Origin of the sequence: Limnobacter humi (assembly GCF_024518835.1) — a bacterium.
GTDB classification, from domain to species: Bacteria; Pseudomonadota; Gammaproteobacteria; order Burkholderiales; family Burkholderiaceae_B; genus Limnobacter; species Limnobacter humi.
This window is the reverse complement of the sequence record NZ_JANIGO010000001.1, coordinates 576,844-598,417: the sequence shown is the minus strand read 5'-3', so window position 1 is coordinate 598,417 and position 21,574 is coordinate 576,844. Positions and strand designations below refer to the sequence as shown.

General features: G+C 55.8%; 22 protein-coding genes and 4 tRNA genes. 22 read left to right on the top strand and 4 right to left on the bottom strand.

Going from position 1 to position 21,574, the window contains the following annotated elements; all coding sequences use genetic code 11:
• Window positions 1-28 precede the first annotated feature (28 nt).
• Window positions 29-1,549, bottom strand: a complete 1,521-nt coding sequence (ilvA, locus tag NQT62_RS02900) for a threonine ammonia-lyase, biosynthetic (RefSeq protein ID WP_256763066.1) — start codon at window positions 1,547-1,549, stop codon at window positions 29-31.
• A gap of 134 nt (window positions 1,550-1,683) precedes the next feature.
• On the opposite strand from ilvA, the gene NQT62_RS02895 reads away from it, so the two are divergent.
• The 10 genes from NQT62_RS02895 to glmS all read left to right on the top strand — a co-directional run bounded on the left by NQT62_RS02895 (window position 1,684) and on the right by glmS (window position 12,227).
• Window positions 1,684-2,280: an SPOR domain-containing protein gene (locus NQT62_RS02895; protein ID WP_256763063.1), complete on the top strand. Its 597-nt coding sequence runs from the start codon at window positions 1,684-1,686 to the stop codon at window positions 2,278-2,280.
• Between the two features lie 6 nt (window positions 2,281-2,286).
• Window positions 2,287-2,925, top strand: a complete 639-nt coding sequence (locus NQT62_RS02890; RefSeq protein ID WP_256763062.1) for a thiol:disulfide interchange protein DsbA/DsbL — start codon at window positions 2,287-2,289, stop codon at window positions 2,923-2,925.
• Window positions 2,926-2,981: 56 nt separating this feature from the next.
• On the top strand, window positions 2,982-4,016 hold the full coding sequence (locus NQT62_RS02885; RefSeq protein WP_306173514.1) for a septal ring lytic transglycosylase RlpA family protein: 1,035 nt from the start codon (window positions 2,982-2,984) through the stop codon (window positions 4,014-4,016).
• Between the two features lie 57 nt (window positions 4,017-4,073).
• Window positions 4,074-4,625 carry an ATP-dependent protease subunit HslV gene (gene hslV, locus NQT62_RS02880; RefSeq protein ID WP_256763061.1) on the top strand — a complete coding sequence of 184 codons (552 nt, stop codon included), beginning with the start codon at window positions 4,074-4,076 and terminating at the stop codon, window positions 4,623-4,625.
• Between the two features lie 20 nt (window positions 4,626-4,645).
• On the top strand, window positions 4,646-5,977 hold the full coding sequence (hslU, locus tag NQT62_RS02875; RefSeq protein WP_256763060.1) for an ATP-dependent protease ATPase subunit HslU: 1,332 nt from the start codon (window positions 4,646-4,648) through the stop codon (window positions 5,975-5,977).
• A gap of 109 nt (window positions 5,978-6,086) precedes the next feature.
• A complete protein-coding gene (gene argB, locus NQT62_RS02870) occupies window positions 6,087-6,974 on the top strand; it encodes an acetylglutamate kinase (protein WP_256763059.1) in 888 nt (295 codons plus the stop codon).
• 23 nt (window positions 6,975-6,997) lie between these two features.
• Complete coding sequence (locus tag NQT62_RS02865) at window positions 6,998-7,675, top strand: PhaM family polyhydroxyalkanoate granule multifunctional regulatory protein (protein ID WP_256763058.1); 678 nt, start codon at window positions 6,998-7,000, stop codon at window positions 7,673-7,675.
• A complete protein-coding gene (locus NQT62_RS02860) occupies window positions 7,672-8,946 on the top strand; it encodes an FIST signal transduction protein (RefSeq protein WP_256763057.1) in 1,275 nt (424 codons plus the stop codon). Before NQT62_RS02865 ends, NQT62_RS02860 begins: the two co-directional genes overlap by 4 nt.
• Before the next feature lie 29 nt (window positions 8,947-8,975).
• A complete protein-coding gene (glmU, locus tag NQT62_RS02855) occupies window positions 8,976-10,367 on the top strand; it encodes a bifunctional UDP-N-acetylglucosamine diphosphorylase/glucosamine-1-phosphate N-acetyltransferase GlmU (RefSeq protein ID WP_256763056.1) in 1,392 nt (463 codons plus the stop codon).
• Window positions 10,368-10,385: 18 nt separating this feature from the next.
• Window positions 10,386-12,227 carry a glutamine--fructose-6-phosphate transaminase (isomerizing) gene (gene glmS, locus NQT62_RS02850; RefSeq protein ID WP_256763054.1) on the top strand — a complete coding sequence of 614 codons (1,842 nt, stop codon included), beginning with the start codon at window positions 10,386-10,388 and terminating at the stop codon, window positions 12,225-12,227.
• 36 nt (window positions 12,228-12,263) lie between these two features.
• Here glmS and NQT62_RS02845 read toward each other — a convergent pair whose 3' ends face one another.
• Window positions 12,264-13,094 carry an SDR family NAD(P)-dependent oxidoreductase gene (locus NQT62_RS02845; protein WP_256763053.1) on the bottom strand — a complete coding sequence of 277 codons (831 nt, stop codon included), beginning with the start codon at window positions 13,092-13,094 and terminating at the stop codon, window positions 12,264-12,266.
• Window positions 13,091-14,005, bottom strand: coding sequence for an alpha/beta fold hydrolase (locus NQT62_RS02840; RefSeq protein WP_256763052.1), 915 nt, complete (start codon window positions 14,003-14,005; stop codon window positions 13,091-13,093). The genes NQT62_RS02845 and NQT62_RS02840 overlap by 4 nt, the downstream gene beginning before the upstream one ends.
• Window positions 14,006-14,174: 169 nt before the next feature.
• On the opposite strand from NQT62_RS02840, the gene NQT62_RS02835 reads away from it, so the two are divergent.
• Window positions 14,175-15,209 (top strand): AraC family transcriptional regulator, encoded by a 1,035-nt coding sequence (locus NQT62_RS02835; RefSeq protein WP_256763051.1) that lies wholly within the window; start codon window positions 14,175-14,177, stop codon window positions 15,207-15,209.
• Here the strand turns inward: NQT62_RS02835 and NQT62_RS02830 are convergent.
• A complete protein-coding gene (locus tag NQT62_RS02830; protein WP_256763050.1) occupies window positions 15,159-16,388 on the bottom strand; it encodes an AmpG family muropeptide MFS transporter in 1,230 nt (409 codons plus the stop codon). The genes NQT62_RS02835 and NQT62_RS02830 overlap by 51 nt on opposite strands.
• Before the next feature lie 49 nt (window positions 16,389-16,437).
• Here NQT62_RS02830 and NQT62_RS02825 point away from each other — a divergent pair.
• The 11 genes from NQT62_RS02825 to rplL all read left to right on the top strand — a co-directional run bounded on the left by NQT62_RS02825 (window position 16,438) and on the right by rplL (window position 21,485).
• A tRNA-Tyr gene (locus NQT62_RS02825) sits at window positions 16,438-16,523 on the top strand.
• A gap of 49 nt (window positions 16,524-16,572) precedes the next feature.
• A tRNA-Gly gene (locus NQT62_RS02820) sits at window positions 16,573-16,646 on the top strand.
• Between the two features lie 17 nt (window positions 16,647-16,663).
• A tRNA-Thr gene (locus tag NQT62_RS02815) sits at window positions 16,664-16,738 on the top strand.
• A 54-nt stretch (window positions 16,739-16,792) separates the two neighbouring features.
• On the top strand, window positions 16,793-17,983 hold the full coding sequence (gene tuf, locus NQT62_RS02810) for an elongation factor Tu (RefSeq protein WP_256763037.1): 1,191 nt from the start codon (window positions 16,793-16,795) through the stop codon (window positions 17,981-17,983).
• 7 nt (window positions 17,984-17,990) lie between these two features.
• A tRNA-Trp gene (locus NQT62_RS02805) sits at window positions 17,991-18,066 on the top strand.
• 57 nt (window positions 18,067-18,123) lie between these two features.
• Window positions 18,124-18,507 (top strand): preprotein translocase subunit SecE, encoded by a 384-nt coding sequence (gene secE, locus NQT62_RS02800; RefSeq protein ID WP_256763049.1) that lies wholly within the window; start codon window positions 18,124-18,126, stop codon window positions 18,505-18,507.
• Window positions 18,507-19,040, top strand: a complete 534-nt coding sequence (gene nusG, locus NQT62_RS02795) for a transcription termination/antitermination protein NusG (protein WP_256763048.1) — start codon at window positions 18,507-18,509, stop codon at window positions 19,038-19,040. The genes secE and nusG overlap by 1 nt, the downstream gene beginning before the upstream one ends.
• A gap of 147 nt (window positions 19,041-19,187) precedes the next feature.
• The gene (gene rplK, locus NQT62_RS02790; RefSeq protein WP_256763047.1) at window positions 19,188-19,619 is read left to right on the top strand and encodes a 50S ribosomal protein L11; all 432 of its coding nucleotides are present in this window, start codon (window positions 19,188-19,190) and stop codon (window positions 19,617-19,619) included.
• Between the two features lies 1 nt (window position 19,620).
• On the top strand, window positions 19,621-20,319 hold the full coding sequence (rplA, locus tag NQT62_RS02785; protein WP_256763046.1) for a 50S ribosomal protein L1: 699 nt from the start codon (window positions 19,621-19,623) through the stop codon (window positions 20,317-20,319).
• 209 nt (window positions 20,320-20,528) lie between these two features.
• Window positions 20,529-21,059, top strand: coding sequence for a 50S ribosomal protein L10 (gene rplJ, locus NQT62_RS02780; RefSeq protein ID WP_256763045.1), 531 nt, complete (start codon window positions 20,529-20,531; stop codon window positions 21,057-21,059).
• A 45-nt stretch (window positions 21,060-21,104) separates the two neighbouring features.
• On the top strand, window positions 21,105-21,485 hold the full coding sequence (gene rplL, locus NQT62_RS02775; RefSeq protein ID WP_256763043.1) for a 50S ribosomal protein L7/L12: 381 nt from the start codon (window positions 21,105-21,107) through the stop codon (window positions 21,483-21,485).
• Window positions 21,486-21,574 lie beyond the last annotated feature (89 nt).

The following is a 21,574-nucleotide window of genomic DNA, read 5'->3' as shown; positions in this document are numbered from 1 at the left end:
TGGCGTAGGCTTGGCCACACTGCGCTTCTCACCTCAAAAACAGCTTGTACGCCGGGTTGTTGGTCTCGTTCACCGCCGGGTAGCCCAAGGTCTCCAAAAACTTCTCGAACTCCGCATGGTCAACTGGCGGCACCTGGATGCCCACCAAAATACGGCCATAATCCGCACCATGGTTGCGATAGTGAAACAGGCTGATGTTCCAGCCAGGGTTCAAGCTATTCAAGAAGCGGGTCAATGCACCCGGACGTTCCGGAAATTCAAACCGGTACACCAGTTCATGTTCTGCTGAAGCAGACCGTCCGCCCACCATGTGTCGCAAGTGCAGCTTGGCCATTTCATCATCGGTCAAGTTCAGGGCCTGGAAACCGTTGTCATTGAATCGGGCTTGAAGCTCATCAGCTTGCGCACGGTTGCCCACCTGCACGCCCACGAAAATGTTCGCCTGTTTCGAGTCGGCCATGCGATAGTTGAATTCGGTGACATTGCGCGGTCCCAGCAGATCACAAAACTTTCGGAAGCTGCCACGTTCTTCAGGAATGGTCACGGCAAATACCGCTTCCCGTTGTTCACCCACTTCAGCGCGCTCAGCCACAAAACGAAGGCGGTCAAAGTTCATGTTCGCGCCACAGGAAATGGCAATCAGCGTCTGCGCCTGAAGGCCCATCGTTGCTGCATATTGTTTCAAGCCAGCCACGGCCAAAGCGCCAGCGGGTTCCAGAATGCTGCGGGTGTCCTGAAACACATCCTTGATGGCTGCGCAGGTTTCATCGGTGGTTACACGCACCACGCCATCCAGGTATTGCTGGCATAGGCGGAACGTTTCCTCACCCACCAGTTTCACAGCTGTGCCATCCGAGAACAGCCCCACCTCATTCAAGGTCACGCGTTGTTGCTGTTCCAGGCTCTGTGCCATGGCATCCGAGTCCACCGTCTGAACACCAATCACCTTGACGTCGGGGCGCAACTGTTTGACATACGCCCCCACGCCGGCAGCCAGGCCGCCGCCGCCAATCGCAATAAAAATCGCGTGGATGGGGGCTTGGTGTTGCCGCAAAATCTCCATGCCCACGGTGCCTTGGCCCGCAATCACATCAGGGTCATCAAATGGGTGCACAAAGGTGAGGGCTTGTTCGTCAGCCAGTGCGAAGGCGTGAGTGGCCGAGTCGCTGTAACTGTCGCCATGCAGCACCACCTGAACCCAATCGCCGCCGAATCGCTTCACTGCATCAATCTTCACCGCCGGTGTGGTGGTGGGCATCACAATCGTGGCCGGGCACTTCAGGCGGGAGGCTGACAATGCAACACCCTGCGCATGGTTACCCGCCGATGCCGCAATCACCCCCCGTTCCAATTGCATGGGGCTTAAGTGTGCCATTTTGTTGTAGGCGCCCCGTAATTTGAAACTGAACACCTCCTGCATGTCTTCGCGTTTCAGCAAAACGCGGTTCCCGGTGCGCACCGACAGTGCATGCGCAGGCTCCAGCGGCGTTTCGATGGCCACGTCGTACACTTTGGCGGTTAATATGCGTTTCAAGTAATCAAGACCCACGAGGCACCTGTGAGGGGTATTCAGTCCAATCCAGTGTTGAAGTTTAATGCCTGAGGCCCTAAGCCACGATCCTCGTGAGCCAATTCTTGGGGCATAATTCTCGGGATCTTCTCACAAGCACAGGTTCTCATCGCATGGCCAAGACGTCATCCGCCAAACCGGGCAGCCCGGCATCCAAAACCAAAGCCCGTCGCTCCTCGTCCGGCAACACGGTTCAAGCCTTTGTATTTGGCATGGTGTTTGGCCTGCTGATCGCCTTGGGCGTGGCGCTGTTTGTCACCCGCACCGAGTTGCCCTTTTCAGGCAGTAGCACACAGGGCGCGGATGCAAAACCGGCCTTGCCCGACAACGGCAGCACCCGCGATCCGAATGCGGCCATTTATGGCCGGGCCAACGCCAACAGCGCACAAATGGTTACAGTGGACCCCGATCAACCCAAAGCGGCTGCACCATCGGCACCTGCTGGTGCCATCAGTGCAACTTCTTCCCAACCAGTGGCTCAAACGCAATACTTCCTGCAATTGGGAAGTTTCAAAAACCGAGAAGACGCTGAACAACTGCGGGCCAAGTTGGCTTTCGTCGGTTCAGAGTCTGAAATTTCAGTGGGTGAAGTCAACGGCACCACCGTGAACCGCGTTCGAGTGGGGCCTTTCAGCTCAGCCACCGAAGCCTACCAGGCCCGGGTGCCATTGACCAAAGGTGGATTTGAGGCCACCGTTGTGAAGGAGTAAACAAAAATGAAACGCCGTGAAGTGGTAAAAGGCGCCCTGCTGGCTGGCTCATTGGCTGTGCTGGGTTTGCCCCAGGCGCAGGCTCAGGAAGCCGGAGCTTTTGTCAAAACCAAGCGCGACGTGCCGCGCTCCACCCCCGGAAAAATCGACGTGGTCGAATTTTTTTGGTACGGCTGTCCGCACTGCTTTCATTTTGAGCCAGCATTGAATGAATGGATCAAAAAATTGCCGGGTGATGTTCACTTCATGAAGGTACCAGTGCGTTGGCCCAGCAACCGCGTCAACTTTGAAGGCCACCAGAAGCTGTACTTCACCTTGGAAGCGCTGGGCAAAATGCCGGCAGCCCATGCCAAGGTGTTTGATGCCATGCACAAGGATAAAAATCCGCTCGCCAATGACAACCAGATTTTCGATTTCGCGGTCAGTATTGGCTTGAACCGTGAAGAGTTTGCGAATATGTACAAGTCGTTTGCTGTCAGCACCAAATGCGCCAAGGCCACCAGCCTGATGGAGGCCTATGGCCCCGACGGCGTGCCCACACTGGGCATTGATGGCAAGTTCATGACCTCGGCGTCCATTGCCGGAACGGAAGAAAACGCCCTTCGCGTGGCTGATCTGTTGATCAAGCGCGCGCGCCAGGGCTGAGTCAGGATCTGCGCCCTCTCGGCATGCCGATCCAATACATGACAGGAGGGGGTTTTATGCAGGTTGCAAGTGTGTACTCAGCGCCTTTCCGCGGGTCAGCGGGCATCGCGATGTCTGTGGTGGTGTTGTGTTTGTCAGCGTGTTCCACTGTATCGCTCAAGCCCACCCCAACGGCCAAAAATACGCCCACTGCGCAAGGTGCCAGTAGCACCCCTCCAAAAGGCTGGGAGCCGGCTCCCAAGGGCGGCGGCTATTACCTGGACGATGGTCCTGCAGACTGGCGTCCCAGCAATTTGGCTGATTTGCCCATGGCAGACCCTCAGGTTGAACCCATTCTGGTTGCCAAAACCAAGCCGTACGAAGCCTTGGGTCAAACCTTTTATCCTCAAACAACGCTGGAGGAGCCCTACAAAGCACGGGGGCGGGCCAGTTGGTATGGCAAGAAATTCCATGGCGCGCGAACAGCCACCGGTGAAATTTACGACATGCACCAGATGACCGCTGCACACCCCACCTTGCCGTTGCCCAGCTATGCCAAGGTCACCAATTTGTCCAACGGTCGCTGGGTGATTGTGCGTGTGAATGACCGCGGCCCTTTTTTGCGCAACCGCGTGATCGATTTGAGCTACGCAGCCGCCTACAAACTCGATTACATTCGCCATGGCAGCGCCGAGGTGTTGGTTGAAAAGCTGACCCCAACCGATATTGCCGCCTACAAGGCAGACCTGGCCTCCGGAAAAATTGCCCAGTCTGGCCAAGGGCCCAGTCCATCGATCACTGCCGATCCAGACCTTGCAATACAAACAGTCGCTGCAGCCAAACCCAACCCATCAACTGCACCGCTCGGTCGGCCTGTGTATTTGCAAGTGGGGGCTTTTGGCAGTCGGGCCTCGGCTGAGAGCCTGCTGAGCCGTGTCAGCGCGTCGGGTGCCAATGCGTCGGCCAGCGGTCGTATCTTGTCTGAATCGGGTTTGCACCGCGTTCTGTTGGGGCCTTTTTCATCGCTGGACCAGGCCAATGAGGCAGCCATCCAGTTAAGCGCAGCCATTGAAGTCAAACCAGTGATCAAGCAGGACTTGATTTTGCCTTGAGCATCCCCAAGTCCTTCCAATCGGCGGCGCAATTGCGGCCCTACAACAAGGAATGACATGGAGCAATATCACGGAACCACCATTCTGTCGGTGCGTCGCGGCAAACATGTGGCCATCGGTGGCGACGGTCAGGTCACGCTGGGCAACATCGTGGTGAAGGGTTCAGCCCGCAAAATCCGTCGCCTGCACCACAACAAGATCATCGCCGGGTTTGCGGGTGGAACTGCTGACGCGTTCACGCTCTTTGAGCACTTTGAGGCCCAGCTTGAAAAGCATTCCGGGCACTTACTGCGCGCAGCGGTGGAGTTGGCCAAAGAATGGCGCACCGACCGCATGCTGCGCCGCCTGGAAGCCATGCTGGCGGTGGCCGATGAAGACCATTCGCTCATCATCACTGGCAACGGCGATGTGCTGGAGCCTGAGCAGGGCATTGTCGCCATTGGCAGCGGTGGTGCTTATGCCCAGTCGGCTGCCAAGGCGCTGCTGGAAAACACCGACCTCGCACCCGAAGACATTGTCAAGAAATCACTGGTGATTGCAGGCGACCTGTGCATTTACACCAATCAGCACCACACCATCGAGGTGTTGGGTGCGGCCCAATCCAAATAAGTCACTGTGAGCATTTAACCATGAGTACCCTGTCTCCCCAACACATTGTGACTGAGCTGGACAAGCACATCGTCGGCCAGGCAGCTGCCAAGCGGGCTGTGGCGGTGGCCCTGCGCAACCGCTGGCGCCGCATGCAGGTCGATGCACCGTTGCGCCATGAGATCACGCCCAAGAATATCCTCATGATCGGCCCCACTGGTGTTGGCAAAACAGAAATCGCCCGCCGTTTGGCTCGCCTGGCCAATGCCCCATTCATCAAGATCGAGGCCACCAAATTCACCGAAGTGGGCTATGTGGGCCGTGATGTCGACACCATTATCCGTGATCTGATCGAAATTGCGCTCAAGCAGGTGCGCGACGAAGCCCAGCAAGCCGTGATTGAGCAAGCCAAGGATGCCGCATTCGACCGAGTGCTGGATGCCCTGTTGCCGCCTGCCCGCGACTTTGGTTTTACGGACCAGTCCGCAAACTCGGAGGAAAACCGCACGCGCATCAAGTTCCGCGAAAAACTGTTCAATGGTGAACTCGATGAGCGCGAGATTGAGATCGATGTGGCGGTGGCCGCACCGTCGCTGGACGTGGTGGGTCCACCCGGCATGGAAGAATTGTCCGGTCAATTGCAGTCCATGTTTGCCAATTTGTCGGGTGGCCGAAAGAAAACCCGGAAGATGAAAGTGGCCGAAGCCCTGAAGGTGATCCAGGAAGAGGAGGCGGCCAAGCGGGTGAATGAAGAAGAGGTTCGGGCCCGTGCAATTTCTCGAGTTGAGCAGGATGGCATTGTATTCCTGGATGAAATCGACAAAATTGCCACCAAGGCCGACGGACGCGGCACCGATGTGTCCCGTCAGGGTGTTCAGCGCGACTTGTTGCCCTTGGTCGAAGGCACCACGGTGAACACCAAATACGGCATGATCAAGACTGATCACATTCTGTTTGTCGCCAGCGGCGCATTTCACTTGTCCCGCCCCTCCGACCTCATTCCAGAGCTGCAGGGACGCTTTCCCATTCGGGTGGAGCTGGAGTCACTGACTGTCGAGGATTTCAAGCGCATTCTCACCAGCACCGATGCCTGTTTGACCCGTCAGTATCAGGCTTTGTTGGCCACCGACGGAATCGATCTGGAATTCACGGATGAGGGCGTACACCGCTTGGCCGAGGTGGCGTTTTCAGTCAATGAAAAGACAGAAAACATTGGTGCCCGCCGCCTGTACACGGTTATGGAGCGGCTGCTGGAAGAAGTAGCGTTCGAGGCAGACGGCACTGCCAAAGCTGTGACAGTGGACGCAGCCTTTGTCGATGCCCGTCTGGGTGAGGCGGCCAGGTCTGAAGATCTTGCACAATTCATTCTGTAAGAAATCGCCCACTGGGGCATGCCCTGGCAGGCATTGACTTAAAATATGGGGAACTGCGGTCCGCCTCCGGGTTGGGCCTTCGCTCCCCATTTTTTTGTCCGGAATGTCCATGAGCAACGAAATCCTCTCCTCTGCCACCAAGTCCAAGGTATTGTCCGAGGCGCTGCCGTACATTCGCCGCTTTCACGGCAAAACCGTGGTCGTCAAGTATGGTGGCAACGCGATGACCGATGTGGAATTGCAGAAGTCCTTCGCCCATGATGTGGTGTTGCTCAAACTGGTGGGCATCAATCCAATCGTGGTGCATGGCGGCGGCCCCCAAATCGATGAGGCACTCAAGCGCATCGGCAAACAGGGCACTTTCGTTCAGGGCATGCGGATTACCGACGCAGAGACCATGGAAGTGGTGGAGTGGGTATTGGGTGGCCAGGTTCAGCAAGACATTGTCATGATGATCAACGAACACGGCGGCAAAGCGGTGGGCCTCACTGGCAAAGACGGCGGTCTAATTCGTGCCCGGAAAATGAAGCTGGCCGATCAGAACGATCCCAACACCTTCCACGACATCGGCTTTGTCGGCGAAATCGCCTCCATCGATCCCTCCATTGTGAAAGCCCTGCAAGACGATGCGTTCATCCCGGTCATTTCCCCGATTGGCTACGGCGAGGATGGCATGGCCTACAACATCAATGCCGACTTGGTGGCCGGAAAAATTGCAGAGGTTCTGAAAGCCGAGAAATTGGTGATGATGACCAACACCCCCGGTGTACTCGACAAGGAGGGCAAACTGCTGACGGGTCTCACCGCCAAGCGGATTGATGAATTGTTCGCGGACGGCACGATCTCCGGCGGCATGTTGCCAAAAATAGCAGGTGCCCTGGAAGCTGCCAAAAGTGGCGTAAACTCGGTACACATTGTCGACGGTCGTGTGCCGCACTGCTTGTTGCTCGAACTGTTGACCGACCAGGGTGTGGGCACCATGATCCGCAGCCACTGATTCAACACACCAAGGGGGGAGACATGTCCAACCGGAGAATTCCGAACTTGTCCGTCACAGACGGTTTCGATTTTGTGAAGAAAATCTGGGGAAGTCTTCCCATCCCCAGTGTGATGAGTCCCACCACCGATCTTGATGAGCTGGACAAACGCATTTCCGACCTGAAGGCAGTTGAGCAATGGCTCAATGTCAACCTCAGCATGCTGCGCGCCACTATTCAGGGCCTGGAAGTTCAGCGCGGCACCATTGCCACCATTAAATCGTTTGGTTCCAATCTTGGGCTGGGTGATCGCAGCAGCGAGGTTAATCAAGCCGTCAACGAAGAATTGATCCGCAACGCCATGCAAGCCGCAGCCGTCTCACCCACTGTGCCGCCGGTGCCCAAAGCCAAACCCATTGAGCCCAAGTTGCCCGATCCTGAACCCGAGGCGGTCAACGAATCATCCAAAGCCATCATTTCCAATGCCACAGCCTGGTGGGGCTTGCTGCAGGAGCAGTTCAACAAGGTTGCCACCGCTGCCATGTCGGGCACCGGCCTTAATGAGACCGAGAAGCCCGCAACGCCCCAGGTGGAGGCAAATCCTGCCACAGCCGAATCCAAGGCGGCTGTTAAAAAACCATCAACCAAACCACGTCGAGCCAGCACCACGGCCAAAAAAACCAGCAGTTCAACCACCCGTCGTACCCGCAGCCGTTCATGATGTTTCGCTTTGGTCATTCCACACACCCCAATTGGCGCGAAGCGCTTGAACTCGTGCATGTTCAGTTGGAAGGCCAAATGCAACTGGAACAATTTGCCGCTGACCCTTCACGACCACAAAAATTGGGTCTGGTTTATGTCACGGAGCCGTTTGCCGAGCATCTCGACTCAATCATTGACGGGCTGAAGCGGCGAACAGGTGTTCAACAATGGGTTGGGGGAGTTGCCATCGGTGTGTGCAGCAGTGGTGTGGAGTATTACCAGGAGCCAGCGCTGGTGGTCATGCTCACGGAATTTCCTGGCGACACGGTGCGTGTGTTTTCAGGCAAAGTACCTTTACCCAAGCCTGGAACCTTGAACGGCGCAGGTCGGAATGCCATGGCCTCAGCGCTGGTGCACGTGGATCCGCTGACTGAAGACATTGATGACCTGCTGGAGGATTTCAGCCTCAAAGTCAGCAGCAACCAAGTGTTTGGTGGTTTGGTTGGTGCTGCCCATCCCAAATCGCACATCGCCCTGGAGCCGCTGGCTGGCGGCGTGTCCGGTGTGGTGTTTGCCGATGGCGTGCCACTGGAAGTGCGGATGACGCAAGGCGTGCAAATGGTGGGCGGTGAGCATGAAATCACCGGCATTCGCGGCAACTTCATCGAAGAGCTGGATGGCCAGCCCGCGTTGGATGTATTGCTCAACGACCTGGGCTTGAGCACGGAGGCCATCGAAGACAACAGGGCTGAACACACCACCGAGCTCTTGGCCAAGCGGTTCTCGCATGGCTTGTTCGTGGGTATTACAGACAAGGTCCATGCGCAATCCATTCTTCGCAAGGGTTTTGCCGGTGGCAAGGTGGAAACTCACCAACTCAAGGTTCGTCCTGTGGTTGGTATGGATCCTGGTCGAAAATCTTTGGCCGTGGCCGACGACTTTAAAATCGGCGATCACCTGGCTTTTTGCACCCGCGATGAAAGTTCAGCCCGCATTGATTTAACCCGCATGTGTGCTGAACTGCGGGAAGATCTCGAGGCGCCTGCGCCCCGATTGAATGAACTGCAAGCGGCGGGGTTTTCTGGAATCATTTCTCAGCGCAAGCCCCGCGGCGCGCTGTACATTGCTTGCAATGGCCGGGGTGCGGCGCTGTTTGGGCAGCAGGGTGTCGAGCAGCAAATTGTGCGTGAGCAACTGGGCGATATTCCGCTGGTGGGTTTTTCAGCCAATGGCGAAATATTCAAGGGTGCGCTGTACGGTTACACCGGTGTGCTGGCGCTATTTTTCTAACGCTGTATTTTGATGTATTCAATTCATTCATGAATGTACTGATTCTTGCTGCCGGCAAAGGCACGCGCATGAAATCGACACGGCCCAAGGTGCTTCATGCAGTGGCCGGTCAATCCATGGTCGAACGGGTGGTTCGCACCGCACGCCACTTGGGCACCTCGCAAACGCCGGCACACCTGGTTGTGGTGGTGGGGCATGGTGCTGCCGCGGTCGAGCAACACCTGGGCTCGTTCAGTGAGCTTCAGTATGCATTGCAGGCAGACCAGCTGGGCACCGGGCATGCAGTGCAGTGCGCTCTTCAACAACTGGCCAACCACCCCGTCACCCTGATCCTGTATGGCGATGTGCCACTCATTCAGGCGCACTCCCTGCAACCATTGATTCAGGCTGCGCAGCAAGGCCATGTGGGCCTCCTGACGTTGCACATGGTCAATCCAACCGGCTATGGCCGAATTCTTCGCAATACTCGCAACCAAGTGGTCGGGATTGTGGAGCAAAAAGACGCCACGGAAGCCCAGCGCGCCATCACGGAAATCAATACTGGCATTTTGGCGTGCCCAACTGAGCTGCTGCAGCACTGGGTGAGTCGTTTGAACAACCACAATGCCCAAGGTGAATACTACCTCACCGATATCATTGCCATGGCCCATGCGGACGGTGTGCCCATTGACACTGCGCAACCGGTTTACCCCTGGGAAGTCAGTGGCGTGAACTCGCGTCAGCAACAAGCCGAGCTTGAGCGAATTTGGCAATTGCACCAGGCCGATGGTCTGATGGCGCAGGGCGTGCAACTGCTCGATCCCGCCCGGGTTGATGTGCGGGGTGAACTGACCTGCGCAGGCGATGTGTCTATCGACGTGGGTTGTGTATTTGAAGGAACGGTGGAGTTGGGTGAAGGTGTCCGTGTCGGCCCCTACTGCGTGCTCAGCAATGTTCGTGTTGGGGCAGGTACCCGCATTGAGGCGTACTCGCATTTGCAAGATGCCACGGTGGGTGCCCAGGCCGTCATCGGGCCTTATGCTCGCCTGCGCCCCGGGGCGCAATTGGCCGACGAAGTCCACATCGGGAATTTTGTGGAGGTCAAAAATGCAACGATTGCCAAAGCCTCCAAAGCCAATCACCTGGCCTACATTGGCGATGCCATCATCGGTGAGCGGGTCAATGTGGGCGCAGGCACCATCACCTGCAATTACGACGGCGCCAACAAACACCGCACCATCATCGAAGACGATGTCTTCATCGGTTCGGACACCCAGCTGGTTGCACCGGTGACAGTCAAGCGCGGTGCCACCTTGGGCGCAGGCACCACCTTGACCAAAGACGCGCCCGAGGGCTCGCTCACTGTGTCGCGAGCCAAACAAGTCACCATCGACGGCTGGAAGCGCCCAGTCAAAGCCCCCAAGCCTTCCACCCCCCAATAAACGTTAGGAAATATCACCATGTGTGGCATCGTCGGCGCGCTCTCCAAAACCAACTGTGTACCTGTGCTCATTGATGGCTTGAAAAAGCTGGAGTACCGAGGCTACGACTCCGCTGGCCTGGCCGTGCAGGGTGATGTGGACCACCGCATTCAACGGGCACGCAGCGTGGGTCGCGTGGCTGAATTGGAAACCACGGCAAAGGGTTTGCAAGCCAGGGTGGGCATCGCTCACACCCGTTGGGCCACGCACGGTGTACCCAGCGAACGCAATGCCCACCCGCACATCAGCGAAGGCCAGGGCGTTACCGTGACCGTGGTTCACAACGGCATCATTGAAAACCATGAAGAAGTCCGGCAGCGATTGACATCGCAAGGTTATGTCTTTCTGTCCGATACGGATACTGAAGTGATCGCACACCTGACCCACCAGCACTTGGTCAGCGGCAAGCCTTTGCTGGCGGCCGTACAGGCCACGGTGGCACAGTTGGAAGGTGCATTTGCCATCGGCGTGATTGCGGACAACTCGCCAGGTACCATCATTGCAGCCAAGCGCGGTGCACCATTGTTGGTGGGGCATGGTCAGGGCGAGAATTTCTTGGCGTCCGACGCCTCTGCATTGGTGGCTTACACCAAGTTCATCAGCTACCTCGAAGAAAACGATGTGGTAGAACTCACTCACCAGTCCATGCGTGTGTTCAATGCGCAGGGGCAATTGGTTGAGCGTGCGGTCATCGAAAGCCAGCTTTCGGCCGATGCAGTCGAACTGGGCCCCTATGCGCATTACATGCAAAAGGAAATGTACGAGCAACCCGGTGCCATTGCAGCCACACTGGAAATGGTCAGCAATGCATCGGCCGTGAAGCCTGAATTGTTTGGTGTGGATGCGGCACAAGTGTTGCCCGGTATCCAGAACATACTCATTCTGGCCTGTGGCACCAGCTACCATGCTGGTGCTGTAGCCCGATATTGGCTGGAGTCCATCGCCGGTGTGCCCACCCAGGTTGAAATCGCCAGCGAATATCGCTACCGCAAAAGCGTACTGGCTCCTCACACGTTGGTGATCACCATTTCACAGTCGGGCGAAACAGCCGATACCCTGGCAGCGCTGGAGCATGCCAAGCACATGGGTGTTGAGCATGCATTGTCCATCTGTAACGTGCCGGAGTCCGCACTCATCCGCGCCAGCAATCTGAAATTCCTAACCCGCGCGGGCCCTGAAATTGGCGTGGCCTCGACCAAAGCCTTCACCACCCAACTGGCCGCTTTGTTCACGTTCACATTGGTTATGGCCAAGTTGCGCGGTCAACTGGCGGTGGATCAAGAAAAAACACTGCTGGCCCAATTGCGTCACTTGCCCTCAGCGATGCAAAACATCCTGGCGCTCGAGCCGCACATCAAACAACTGGCCGCGCATTTCGCCGAGAAGCGTCACGCATTGTTTTTGGGGCGAGGCGTGCATTATCCCATCGCCATGGAAGGTGCGCTCAAGCTCAAAGAGATCAGCTACATTCATGCTGAAGCGTATGCGGCAGGTGAATTAAAGCATGGTCCCTTGGCGCTGGTGGATGCCGACATGCCCGTGGTGGCAGTTGCACCCAAAGATACCTTGATTGAAAAGCTAAAATCCAATTTGCAAGAGGTGCGTGCACGGGGTGGTGAGCTGTACATTTTTGCTGATCGCGACAGCCAAATCGAGTCCTCCGAGGGTGTTCACGTCATCAAGCTGCTGGACCATGCCGGACATTTGTCGCCCATTTTGCATGTGCTGCCCTTGCAGTTGTTGAGTTATCACGTGGCGTTGGTCAAGGGTACTGATGTGGACAAGCCGCGTAATCTAGCCAAGAGTGTAACAGTGGAATAAATTCAGATCAGGCTCATTCGATGAGCCTGATTTTCTTCATGCGGGCTGCTTTCTGCCTTTCCGGCTCTTACGTTCTTCTCGCTGAAATTTTTTCAGGGCTTCATCTGAGCCCTGTAGGCGACTAATCCGTTCTGCCACCCAATGGAACAAACCGGGTGCCAATATCAACGGCGTAATCTGCTTGGGTGCAATGATTTTTCGTTGCCGCTTTTGAATGCCCTTGAACATTGCATCAATCACTTCGGCTGGCTCAACGGCTGCAAATGCGCCCTTGTGTCCACCCCACAGCACGCCCGCGTTCGTCTCTTGAATCATCGCCGTGTTGGTGAAGGTGGGGTGTACACAACCCACATCCACGCCGTCCAGTGACAGCTCCTGTCGGGCCACATCAGCCAACGCTTCCACCGCTGCTTTGGAGGCTGCATAGTGGCCCATCAGCGGTGTGTGAATGGCCGCTGCCAGAGACGACACCACCTGTAAATAACCTTGGGAGTCTCGCAGGTGCGGAATGCCAGCGCGAATCGTGTTGAACACGCCAGTCACGTTGACCTTCATGACGGCATCGAAGTCGGCAGGGTCCATGTTCTCAATCGAACCCATTTTCAGAATGCCCGCATTGGCAACCAAGACATCCACTTTGCCGAAGCGGGTTGCACAGGCCTCCAGTGCAAGCTCCAAATCGCCCAGTTTGGTCACGTCGGCCACGCAACCCGCCGCGTTACTACCGAGGCTTTCAATCTGCGCAAACACGGCTTTCTCGCTGAGGTCTACAATGAACGCTTTCCCGCCGGATGTCACCACCCGCTGTGCCAAGCCTGCGCCCAGGCCTCGGGCGCCACCGGTAATGAACACCACTTTGTTTTTCATGACACGGTTTCCATCGACAGAGATTCAATAAACGCCACGCAGTCCTGGGCAAAACGTTCCGGCATTTCTTCCATGGGAATATGGCCCACGCCTCGGTACATCTTCAATTCCGAGCCGGGAATGTCGTTGTGCATCTGCTCGCCCATGGCGGGTTTTACCCAGCGGTCGTCGCTGCCCCAAATAATCAGTGTCTTGCATTGAATACTCGGCAGGCGATCAGCACCCAGCTCCCCATCCGTAAACACGCCAACCATCTTGCCCACAGCGCTACGGTTTGGTTTGTACATGAACAAATCCAGATACCGGGCCAGTACACCCGGTTTAATTTTGCTTTTGTCCCCGTAGACATCCGAGATGGCCATGCGCAGCAAAAAGCCAGGGATGGTGTGTTTGGTCAACCAGGCAATCGGCTTGATGGTGAACAGTTGAATGTAAATCGGCAGGGGTTGCTGGTACGCCACTGCGTCACTCAAGACAGCGCCGCGAACGCGCTCAGGATGCCGTTGCGCCTGGTCCCAACTTAAAAATCCGCCGAATGAATTGCCGATCATCACGCACTTGCGGATCTCCAGCGTGTCCAGCAGCGTGTCGACAAATTCCTGATAAAAAGCCACATCCAGTTTGCGGGGCTCGCCCTGCGCATCCAGCAATGGGCCAGTCAATCCAAACGGTGGCAGATCGAACCGGATCACCCGGTACTGTTTCACCAACACAGCGGCCACGTCATCCCATGTTCGCAGGTGGGCGGCAAAACCATGCACCATCACCACATCGGGCCCGCTACCCTCGATGCTCACATGGACATCGACACCCATGCATTTCACCCAGCGTGAACTGGGCAGTGCGTGACGTCGTTTCAGCTCGTCAAAACTGGGGCCCATCAGGCCAAAATCATTCAGCAGCGCTTTCAATAGTGTCTCCGGATATTTTTTGGGGTTTGCGGCAAAACTATTATTGAACAAATGTGCCAAGTTCAGTGTAGGAGGAGACGTTCTAGAAATTCTTCGCTAGAATGGTTTCACAATTGACATTTCCGGACATCCGGATGCCCATGCCGACAAACCTCTTGAGCCAGCCTGCATGAATCAGTCGACCAAAGCTCGTCGTACTGTCGTCAGCGTGAACATTCTGTGTACGCTGGGCACCCGCTTGGGAACGCCGCTGAGTGCGCTGCTCACGGGCTCTGCCATTTCACCGGCCCAGTTGCAGGACCCCCACCTCGAGATCACGCCCGAGCAAGAACTGCAGGTCATTCACAATCTCGTTCGTTTGCAGTCTGGTACATCGGGTTTGGGGTTGATGGCCGGCCTGGAATACCACCTTACCACCTTTGGTATTTGGGGTTACGCGCTCATCACCAGTCCGAAGTTTCGGGATGCAGTCCACTTGGGTTTGCGTTATCTGGATCTCACCTACGCCTTCTCCAGCATCGAGTTTGTTGAAGAAAAAGATTTGGCTGCCATCACCCTGCGGGCCGATGGTCTGCCGCCGGCCATTCGTACATTTGTGATTGAGCGCGACGCATCGGCTGTGCAAGTCATACAACGCGAATTGTTTGGTGTGGCCATGCCATTGAAGCTGGTCGAGTTTGCGCACCAGCCCAGCTGTGAGCTGGGGCGTTACGAAGCCATCTTTGGTCGTGTACCAACGTTTGGTGCCCCTGTTTCGCGCGTCGCATTTGATGTGTCGACCATGGACATTGCCCTGCCCAAAGGCAGTCACGCCAGTGCTGCGTTGTATGAAGGGCAAATGCAACAATTGCTGTCCCTTCGCAAGCAGCGCGGTGGCACCTCGGCTTGGATTCGCAACAAGCTGCTGGCCAACATCGCCAGTTCCCCGAGCCTGGCTCAAATTGCCAGTGATCATTTCATGACCGAGCGCACGCTGCGCAGGCGGCTGGCCGATGAGGGCACCACATTTCGGGATCTGCTGGCCGAAGTTCGGCAAACCATGGCCGAAGAGCTGCTCCTGTCCACTGGTCTAAGCGTATCTGAAGTGTCGGCCCGTCTGGGCTATGCATCCACCTCGGCCTTTATCCACGCATTTCAAAAATGGCGCAATTGCTCACCGCGCCAGTTTTTGGAGGCTCGCACGAAGGAAAAACAGGGCCAGTAAGCCTGGTACTGCCGCCACGGTAGACAGGACGAAAAACGTACTCCATCCAAAGCTGGCCACCACATAACCCGCCGGTGCGCTCAAGTAAACGCGGCCCACGGCCGCCAACGACGACAGCAGTGCATATTGCGTTGCCGAAAATTCCCGGGTACACAGGCTGGTCAGCAGCGCCACAAAGGCTGCAGTGCCCATGCCGCCGCACAGGTTCTCGATAAAAACCGCCACACCCATGGTTTCAATGGATGGCGGGGTTACCGACAGGCCCCAGAACGTCAGGTTCGACAAAGCCTGAGCAATCCCAAACAACATCAGTGACTGGTAAAGCCCCAGGCGCTTCATCAGATGCCCGCCCAGAAAGGCGCCCAGCAAGGTTGCAATCAAGCTGACCGTTTTATTGACGACCCCCACCTCGGTGAGCGTGAATCCCAAACCCTTGAGCAAAAACGCGGTGGTCAGCGAGCCCGCAAATGCATCCCCAATTTTGTAGAGCACGATCAGTAGCAGCACTCCCCAGGCGGCGTCCTTTCGCAAAAAGTCGCGGGCCGACTGCTTCACGATGTCCAGTAAAGCTTTCTTGGCGGGTTTATCGTCGTCTGTGGTGTTCAGGCTCGGGCTGAACGCCGAGAGTACTGCGCACAGCGCCATCAGTGCAGCCATCATCAGGTAGGTGCCACGCCATCCCAGCCACTCTCCAGCCAAAATCAGAGCCAACCCACCCGACACCAACATGGCCACGCGGTAGCCAGTCACATAGTAAGCCGCACCCAAGCCACGTTCCTCGGCGGGCAATACATCGGTTCGGTAGGCATCAATGGCCATGTCCTGTGTGGCCGAGCAAAATGCAATGGCCACAGCCACAGCAGCCACAGTCCAAGCTGAATGGGCGTCCACAAAAGCCAGGGCAGCCACGAGGCCGGCGCAAGCCAGTTGCATCCAGACTATCCAGCCGCGCCGCTGGTCAAACATCTGTGGGTTGATGTAATCCAGCAGAGGTGACCAAATAAATTTGTAGGTGTAGGGGAATCCCACCACCGCGTACAAACCAATGGTTTTGATGTCCACGCCTTCGACGGTTAGCCAGGCCTGCAATGTGCTGCCGGTCAGCGCCAGCGGCAACCCGCTGGAAAAACCCAAAACCAAAATACAAAAAAGACGGAAAGGCGGTAGAAAGCGGGGCATAAGGCTTGACGGTACTCAAAATTAAAGACATAATCCGGGGTTCTCTTTTGGAGAGATGCCCGAGTGGCTAAAGGGGGCAGACTGTAAATCTGTTGGCGTACGCCTACGCTGGTTCGAATCCAGCTCTCTCCACCAAGAATTCAAGCAGTTTAACCGAGCGCGGCCTTCGGGTTGTGCAAGGTGTGCGGGTGTAGCTCAATGGTAGAGCTGAAGCCTTCCAAGCTTAAGACGAGGGTTCGATTCCCTTCACCCGCTCCAGGCTTTTAAAGATAGTTGCTCATGTGGCTCAGTGGTAGAGCACTCCCTTGGTAAGGGAGAGGTCGGCAGTTCGATCCTGCCCATGAGCACCAAGTTATTGTTAACACTCCGCACTCGCCGCTTTGGGTGCTTGCATCGAGGTCGTCATGGCAAAAGAAAAGTTTGAGCGTAAGAAGCCGCACGTAAACGTTGGAACGATTGGTCACGTGGACCATGGCAAGACGACACTGACAGCGGCGATCACAACGGTGTTGGCGCGCCTGATTGGTGGTGAAGCCAAGGGTTACGACCAGATTGATGCGGCTCCTGAAGAAAAGGCCCGTGGTATTACCATCAACACAGCACACGTTGAGTACGAGACAGAAACACGTCACTACGCCCACGTGGACTGTCCAGGTCACGCTGACTATGTAAAGAACATGATTACTGGTGCAGCGCAGATGGACGGCGCGATTCTGGTGTGCTCGGCCGCTGACGGCCCCATGCCCCAGACTCGTGAGCACATCCTGCTGGCCCGCCAGGTGGGTGTTCCTTACATCATCGTGTTCCTGAACAAGTGCGACATGGTGGACGACGCCGAGCTGCTGGAACTGGTTGAAATGGAAGTGCGCGAATTGCTGTCTTCCTATGACTTCCCAGGCGACGACGTGCCCATTATCAAGGGTTCGGCCAAGCTGGCCCTGGAAGGCGACGCGGGCGAGCTGGGCGAAGGTGCCATCAAGGCCCTGGCCGCAGCCCTGGATAGCTACATCCCCACGCCCGAGCGTGCGGTGGACGGCGCATTCCTGATGCCCATCGAAGACGTGTTCTCCATCTCCGGTCGCGGTACCGTGGTAACAGGCCGTATCGAGCGTGGCGTTGTGAAGGTTGGCGAAGAAATCGAAATCGTGGGTATCAAAGACACGGTCAAGACCACTTGTACTGGTGTGGAAATGTTCCGCAAGCTGCTGGACCAAGGTCAAGCGGGCGACAACGTGGGTGTACTGCTGCGCGGTACCAAGCGTGAAGAAGTGGAGCGTGGCCAAGTGCTGTGCAAGCCCGGTTCAATCAAGCCACACACAGGCTTCACCGCTGAGGTGTATGTGCTGTCCAAGGAAGAAGGCGGTCGTCACACACCATTCTTCAACAACTACCGTCCCCAGTTCTACTTCCGTACAACGGACGTGACTGGCTCGATCAGCCTGCCAGCTGACAAAGAGATGGTGTTGCCAGGTGACAACGTGTCCATCAACGTGGAGCTGATTGCCCCGATCGCGATGGAAGAAGGTCTGCGCTTTGCGATCCGTGAAGGCGGCCGCACAGTGGGCGCCGGCGTGGTTGCCAAGATTACGAAGTAATCTCTTTAGGGCAATAGCTCAACTGGCAGAGCGTCGGTCTCCAAAACCGAAGGTTGGGGGTTCGATTCCCTCTTGCCCTGCCAAATTTGGTAGGAGTGTCGCCGCTGAATAACATCAGCGGCGGCTTACATTTTAAGAACATGGCGCAAAACGACATCCAAACGGTCTCTACCGGCAAAGACAAAGCTTTGCTGGGCTTGTCCATCGTCCTCGCGATTGGTGGTGCGGTGGCCTATCAAGTTTTATCCACGCAAGACTTTTTCGTCCGATTGGGCGTGGTGGTGTTGGGTGTTGGTCTTGCTGTGGCCTGTTTTTTGGTGTCTCAAACCGGCAAGCAGTTTGCGGCATTTGCCAAAGACGCCGTCAATGAAGCCAAGCGTGTGGTGTGGCCCACGCGCAAGGAAGGCATGCAGATGACCGCCGTGGTGTTTGGCTTCGTGCTCATCATGGCCATTTATTTGCTTGCAGTCGATAAAACGCTCGAGTGGTTGTTTTACGACGTGATTTTGGGATGGACAACATAATGGCAAAACGCTGGTACGTCGTGCACGCCTACTCGGGACTCGAGAAAAGCGTTCAGCGAGCCTTGCAGGAGCGCATCGATCGCTCTGAAATTTCTGATTTGTTTGGCCAAATCCTGGTTCCCTCCGAGGAAGTGGTGGAAATCAAGGGCGGTCAAAAATCCATTTCTGAGCGTCGGTTTTTTCCAGGTTATGTGCTGGTTGAAATGGAAATGACCGACGATTCCTGGCATTTGGTGAAAAATACACCCAAAGTGACTGGTTTTGTGGGTGGTGTGGGCAACCGTCCAACCCCGATTTCGCAGAAAGAAGTCGATAAAATCATGCAGCAGATGCAGGAGGGTGCAGATAAGCCCCGTCCGAAGGTGCTGTTTGAAGTGGGTGAAATGGTGCGTGTCAAGGAAGGTCCGTTTGCTGACTTCAATGGCAACGTCGAAGAAGTGAATTACGAAAAAAGCAAGCTGCGGGTTTCAGTGACCATTTTTGGTCGGGCCACACCAGTTGAGTTGGATTTCCACCAGGTCGAGAAAGTTTGAGTGCTGCCCTTAAGGGTGTCCAGACCAGGCTTGGTTCGTTTGGTAAATGTTTTAAGACCGCCTGTTTTCATTGCTGGCAGGGCAAACGGTTCAGTAGGCAAGACGAGGAGCAACTGCGGTTGCGTTTGAACTCACGGAGATAGAAAGATGGCCAAGAAAATCATCGGCTTCATCAAGCTGCAAGTGCCAGCTGGTAAAGCCAACCCCTCGCCCCCCATTGGTCCAGCGCTGGGTCAGCGCGGTCTGAACATCATGGAATTCTGTAAGGCCTTCAATGCCCAAACCCAAGGTTTGGAACCTGGCCTGCCCATTCCTGTGGTGATCACTGCGTTTGCGGACAAGTCCTTCACGTTCATCATGAAGACTCCGCCCGCAACCACACTGATCAAGAAAGCAGCGAAGATCACGAAAGGCTCCCCACGTCCTCACATGGATAAGGTAGGCAGCATCACACGTGCTCAAGCTGAAGAAATCGCAAAAACAAAAATGCCCGACCTGACCGCTGCTGATCTGGAAGCTGCCGTTCGCACCGTGGCAGGTTCTGCCCGCAGCATGGGCATCGTGGTGGAGGGTCTGTAACATGGCAAAATTGTCTAAGCGCCAACAAGCGATCCGCGCCAAAATCGATCGCAATTCCGTATACCCTGTCGACCAAGCACTGTCGCTGATTAAAGAGACTGCCACTGCCAAGTTTGATGAGTCTGTTGACGCAGCCATTCAGCTGGGCATTGACGCTCGCAAATCCGACCAGTTGGTACGTGGTTCTGTGGTGCTGCCTGCTGGCACTGGTAAAACCGTTCGCGTGGCCGTGTTTGCCCAGGGTGCGAAGGCTGAAGAGGCCAAGGCAGCCGGAGCCGACATTGTTGGCATGGAAGACCTAGCCGCTGAAGTGAAGGCTGGCAACATGAATTTCGACGTGGTGATCGCATCGCCGGACACCATGCGCATCGTGGGTACCCTGGGTCAAATCCTGGGCCCCCGCGGCTTGATGCCCAACCCCAAGGTCGGCACTGTAACGCCCGACGTGGCCACGGCCGTGAAAAACGCCAAGGCTGGTCAGGTTCAGTACCGCACCGACAAGGCCGGTATCATTCATTGCACCATCGGCCGTGCCTCGTTCAATGTGGATCAGCTCAAGTCCAACCTGAGCGCGCTGGTTGAAGCACTGAACAAGTCCAAGCCAGCCTCGTCAAAAGGCATTTACCTGAGAAAAATTGCCGTATCCAGCACCATGGGTGGTGGTGTACGTGTTGATCAAGCCTCCGTGCTGGGTCAGTAAGAAACTTTGGGCTGTGCCGGGTTCCTCCAAACAACCCGGCCTAGTCGTCAAAGACCGTTGGAAGCAATGCCTGCAGTATTGGGCGGCGTTTTAAAAAACCATCCAACCGAGATGGCGGTCCCGAAGAAAAGTAATGAATGCAAGTTCAAAGCTTGATTTCGGTCGCCTGTTTTAACAGTGCAATAAGCGCTTCTTTTTGGAGAAAGACCGTGGCCTTAAATCGCCAAGAAAAAGCAGCCGTGATTGAAGAGGTATCTGCCGAGCTGGTGAATGCCCAAGCCATCGTGGTTGCTGAATATCGTGGTCTGTCTGTAGAAAGTGTGACGCAGCTCCGCAAGGAAGCTCGCGCAGCAGGTGTTTATCTGCGTGTTTTGAAAAACACATTGGCCCGCCGTGCCGTTGTTGGAACGCCTTTCGAGGCGCTGTCCGACAAAATGGCCGGTCCGCTGATTTACGGGATCAGTGCTGACCCCGTTGCAGCAGCCAAAGTGTTGGTCAATTTTGCCAAAAGCAACGACAAGCTCGTTCTCACAGCCGGTGCAATGCCCGGTCAAGTGATGGACGCCAATGGTGTGAAGGCCCTGGCCACCATGCCAAGTCGTGAAGAGCTTCTGTCGAAATTGCTGGGTACCATGCAAGCCCCCATCGCTCAGTTTGTTCGCACGCTCAACGAAGTGCCTACGAAATTTGTGCGTGGTCTGGCTGCAGTGCGTGACCAGAAAGACTCGCAAGCTGCATAACATTTTTCAAGATAGCCGAATCAAACTTTTTACCGGAGAAATACCATGGCAACTAAAGCCGAAATCCTCGACGCCATCGCTGGCATGACCGTACTCGAACTGTCCGAACTGATCAAAGAAATGGAAGAGAAGTTTGGCGTTTCTGCCGCCGCTGCAGCTGTTGCTGTTGCTGCTGCACCTGCAGCTGGTGGCGGTGCCGCTGCTGCTGAAGAAAAAACTGAATTCGACGTGGTTCTGACAGCCGCTGGCGAAAGCAAGGTAAACGTGATCAAGGTTGTGCGTGCAATCACCGGTCTGGGCCTGAAAGAAGCCAAAGATCTGGTAGACGGCGCACCCAAGAACGTGAAGGAAGGCGTTTCCAAAGCTGAAGCTGCGGACATCAAGAAGCAACTCGAAGAAGCTGGTGCCAAAGTCGACGTTAAATAATGTCGGTTTTTGCAAATGCCCGGGGGTTTTTGCCTCCGGGCTTTTTGCGCTTGAAGTTCTGGTTTGTGATTTGAATCAACCCGACTGAG